Annotated in this window: 3 protein-coding genes; all 3 read right to left on the bottom strand. The window is 37.7% G+C overall.

Annotated features, from left to right (window positions below; genetic code table 11):
* Window positions 1–474: 474 nt before the first annotated feature.
* Entirely contained in the window at window positions 475–828 is a 354-nt protein-coding gene (locus J3U27_RS11460; protein ID WP_267330156.1) for a hypothetical protein, read from the bottom strand.
* Window positions 829–1,079: 251 nt separating this feature from the next.
* The gene (locus tag J3U27_RS11455; RefSeq protein WP_267377489.1) at window positions 1,080–2,396 is read right to left on the bottom strand and encodes a hypothetical protein; all 1,317 of its coding nucleotides are present in this window, start codon (window positions 2,394–2,396) and stop codon (window positions 1,080–1,082) included.
* A gap of 741 nt (window positions 2,397–3,137) precedes the next feature.
* Window positions 3,138–4,477: hypothetical protein (locus J3U27_RS11450; RefSeq protein ID WP_267377487.1), on the bottom strand; the 1,340-nt coding region annotated here is incomplete at its 5' end.

The following is a 4,477-nucleotide window of genomic DNA, read 5'->3' as shown; positions in this document are numbered from 1 at the left end:
AGTATAGTGATTGGAAAAACACGATGCAACACTTTTTTTCGCTCATTTACGTTAACTTTTGTAAATAAGATCTAAAAAGGATCTAGCTTATGCTTACTTAATTTTTGTTTTAATTATATATATTGTAATTACAAATCTTTAAAATTAGAGCGATTGATCCTGAAAAATTTTATTTTAGGACTTAGAATTAAAAATTTAGTGATTTTGATATTTTAATAATTTTTTAAGTGACATTTAAAACCCCAAAAACCCCGCTCCTCAACTTTTTTTGAAACGCCTCAAAAACACCTCAATTAAGACGGATGGTTTAAGCTTCGTCTACACTAAAATGCTTTATCGCTAGATTCTGAATCTGGCTAATTATTGATAAGCATTTCCTCAGAGACGTCCCGTTCAACTCCGCCGAATATGTAGACAAAATAAGCTTATCAATACAATTATTCCATGCACTTTGATAAAGATTTTTAACTATAGCTATAAGCATCTCTCAATAGCTTCAGTTCGTTTTTGCTTCCCTTTCCATAAATCCATGTCACCACGATAAGAATAAAAATTCACTCGAGTAATTCCATTATCTTTAAAAGTGTCACTAACATCGATAAATTCACCAGTATAGACAGTATGATAAATACCTGTTTTTTGAAGAGTCGCATACGCCCACCCTAACCTTTCTTTTTGCCACTCAACAAGAATGCATTCAGAAACATTTTCAACAGATTTGTTAGATGTGTACGTTTTCCATACATCTAAATTTTTTCTATATTCTGAGGTAGTCGTACAAGCCGTTAGTCCTAATAAAATAAAAACGGTTAATATTATTTTTTTCATATATTTCCCTATAAATAACTTATAAATAATTTAAGCTAATAGTACGAAATTTATGATATTCCCACAATAAAAAACGACCTTTAGATGGTTTTTAGCTTTATTAATTAATTTCAATATGTTGTTTTCAATGATTGGCTAATCGTCAAAGATACTTTTAAGTTTATAGATGTTAAAAATTGTATAGTGAATAAACACTATTTTTTCTAGTCCTCAGTTCCGCATTTAAGGAATTAAGGACCAAGAAATAACTATCAAAGTTCTGAGGCGCAAAGCCCATAGTCACGATTGCTATGCCAACTCACCGTACCGTGGTAGGAGTATACAATAAACTGATCGCCACCATTTTTGTCACTCGTCCAGTACCAATAATCGTAGTTAAAGCCTACTCCTGAGAAAATGGTCATAGATCCCCATTCCGTAAAAAATCCCGCACCGATTCGACGCTGAAAATTATTACGAGATGATGCAGGTGTGGCACCTGGTACTACCACATCTGAACGAACTGCATTAGTTAAATCGCTAACCCTAGAAAGACGATAACCTATATTTGTACACCAAGCTGATGTATTAGAATAACTATCACGTACATCTCCGCGGTTGACAAACCACTGTTTTAACTCAAATCCATATTTAACTGCTACATTACCACTACTGTCACGACCGATTAACTCGAATGTCTGTGGTAAAGAGGGTTTTGGTATATAACCAGGGTTGCTAGAGCGCCATTGGGATTCGGTAGCAACAGGACCTGTTAGTGTGACACGTACGCTTGTACTTGATGAATGAGTCATAGTAGCGGTTATACCCCCATGAGAAACCGGCGCCCAAGACAATGCTTGATTACTACCACCAATATCTAAATCAAAGTACAAGCCATGAGCACCAGTAGTCGGAAAGTTTAAACCATAAGATGATGGCGTAGCTGATTGCGTGAGAAAACCCTTAGTAGGATCCCACATCGATGCAGGGCCGGCATATTTATCTGAACCGTATGTCATATCTGAACTAGCATAACAAATAACTGGTGATGCTTTAGGATTAATATAATAAGCAACATTACTCGCACTATAATAACGAGTAGCAGGAACACCATAACGAGTGCTTAATGTGCCATTGGTACTGGATAATTTAACTTGATAAGGTGCGTTACAGATTGTTAGCACACTATCACGTGATACTGCTTGGTTATTTTTATCCACAATAGATAAACTTAACGTGCCAGTGGCTGAAACGTCAGTATCTCCATCATCATCCTGCCAATAATTATATGGCGGACCAATAAGAGAACTTAAATCGATTGAATTAGTATTGGCTGGAACCAACATGCCTATATCAGCAAAAGTCTGACCAGCAACTGGCAACGCTATTGGGTTGGATATTGATGAATTATTGGTAGAAGGTGTGTACTTAGCACCATTAGATAAAGATATCCCGAGCAGACCATCGGTATCAACTACACGAGTGCGACCACCGTCAAGCGTTAAATACGGCGCGGTACCGTGAATAATATTCGATGTTTTAGATGTTAATGAGTGGCAAGAAAAAGAAATAGGAAGTAAAAGTACCACACTTAGCAAAGTCTGCTGGGATAATTTGGAACGATGCAAGGATCGATAAAAGGAGCAAAAAAATGATCGCGCGAAAATTCGCAGAATTCTAATACATTTCGTGAAAAAATAAGCTTTTGTGAATAAATTAAGTTTGGGGCTTAACTTAGGCGAATTTAAATTATAGGTTTGGCAAGTTGGCTGTTGGCTGTTGGCTGTTTAAAATTATAATGCATTTTGACTACCTTGTCAAGTAACTTTATGATTAAATTTGTTATTTTGTATTTAAAATATTAATCGCTTATCTAAAGCGATGTAAAAAAAGTATAGTGACTGTAAAAACACGATGCAATATTTTTTTCTATCACTATTGTTAATCTTTGTAAATTCGTTAATTTATAACCCTAGAAAATAAATACTTATCTATTGTTTAATATAAAATTATGATTTCTTTTTAGTTCTTTAGAAAAAGTGTTTTTTATAGTGAATTTTTAGTATTTAAACTTAATGTTTTTGGTAATTATGTGATTTTTACATAAAGTTTGGAGACATCAAAAACCCCGCTCCTCAACTTTTTTTGCGATAAAATCGCCTCAAAAATAAACCCGCCGAGGCGGTTAATTGAAGCGTCGCTTAGCCACAAAATCGCTTTTTATGGCTAAACGACGTTGACTCGTTGAGTCAGCTTACTTTTAATGACTCAACACTATTTTTTATCCCCCCCCACCCCCGCCTTAAGGATTAAGGACGAAGAAATAAAAACTAAGGATGGGAGCAAAGTCCGTAGTGGGAGTAGAAGGTGTAGTGCCAATCCACGTGACCGCTGTTTGCGAGCACGAGAAACTGCTGGGAACTACCATTCGGGTCACTAGTCCAGTAAAAATCGGTGTAGAAGCCAACGCCTGAGTAATCCTCCATTTTGCCCCACTCAGCTAAAAAACCAGAACCTATATGACGCATGTAATAACGACCTGGTGAGGAAGGGGTGGCGCCTACTGAACCGCGACAGGCAGGATCGTTGTTAGGACAAGATCCGTTGGTTAAATCCTTTACGCTAGGCACTCGATAACCAAGACTATTACACCAAGATAATGTATTAGAATAATTTTTCTCCACAGAACCAGTGTTCACGAACCACTGCTTCAAAGTAAAACCATATTTGACAACAGGATTACCATTAGTATCACGACCGACCAACTCGAAAGTCTGAGGCAAAGTAGGTTTAGAAATAGGAATAGGACTGGATGAATTAATCTGGGATTCGGTAGCGTAAGGACCAGTTAAAGTAACGCGTACGCTTGTAGCAGTAGGATTAGACATAGTAGCAGTGATACCTCCATGAGAAACAGGAGACCAAGACAATGGCTGACTACTACCACTAATATCTAAATCAAAGTACAATCCATTAGCGCCAGTTGTAGGAAAGTTTCTACCGTAAAAGGATGGGCCAGTTGACTGAGGGATAAAACCATTAGCTGGGTCCCACATCGAAGCAGGACCAGCAAATCGACCGCTACCTTCTGTCAAATTAGGTCTGGCAAAACAAACCACCGGCGAAGCCTTAGGATTGACGTAATAAGTCTCACTACGAGCACTGAAAGTACTACGATTAGGAAATCCATAACGAGTAGATAATGTACCGTCAGAACTGGATAACGTAACCTTATAAGGTGCCTTACAAATTGTTGGAACGGTACTACGTGATACCGTTTGACCGCTTTTATCGACGATAGATAAACTTAAAGAACCTGTAGCAGTAACGTCAGCATCACCATCATCATCCCCCCAATAATTATTAGGAGGACCGATAAGTGTACTTAAATCGACTGAATTTGTATCAGTAGGAACGAACATACTTATATCAGCAAAACTCTGTCCCTCAACGGGCAAGGAGATTGGAGTTGCAGATGATGAATTGGTAGAAGGCGTATAATGTGCACCATCAGATAGTGTAATCCCAAGCAGACCGTTAGCATCGACAGCACGTGTACGACCACCGTCGAAAGTCAAATAAGGAGGAGTACCCTGTATCTGATTTGCTGTTGTCTGTGATGTCAATGCGTGACCCGAAAAAGGAAGGAAAAAGACCACGAAAAAAACAA

It is taken from the genome of Gilliamella sp. B2911 (assembly GCF_026536965.1).
Lineage (GTDB): Bacteria > Pseudomonadota > Gammaproteobacteria > Enterobacterales > Orbaceae > Gilliamella > Gilliamella apicola_E.
This window is presented reverse-complemented; position numbering and strand designations above follow the sequence as displayed.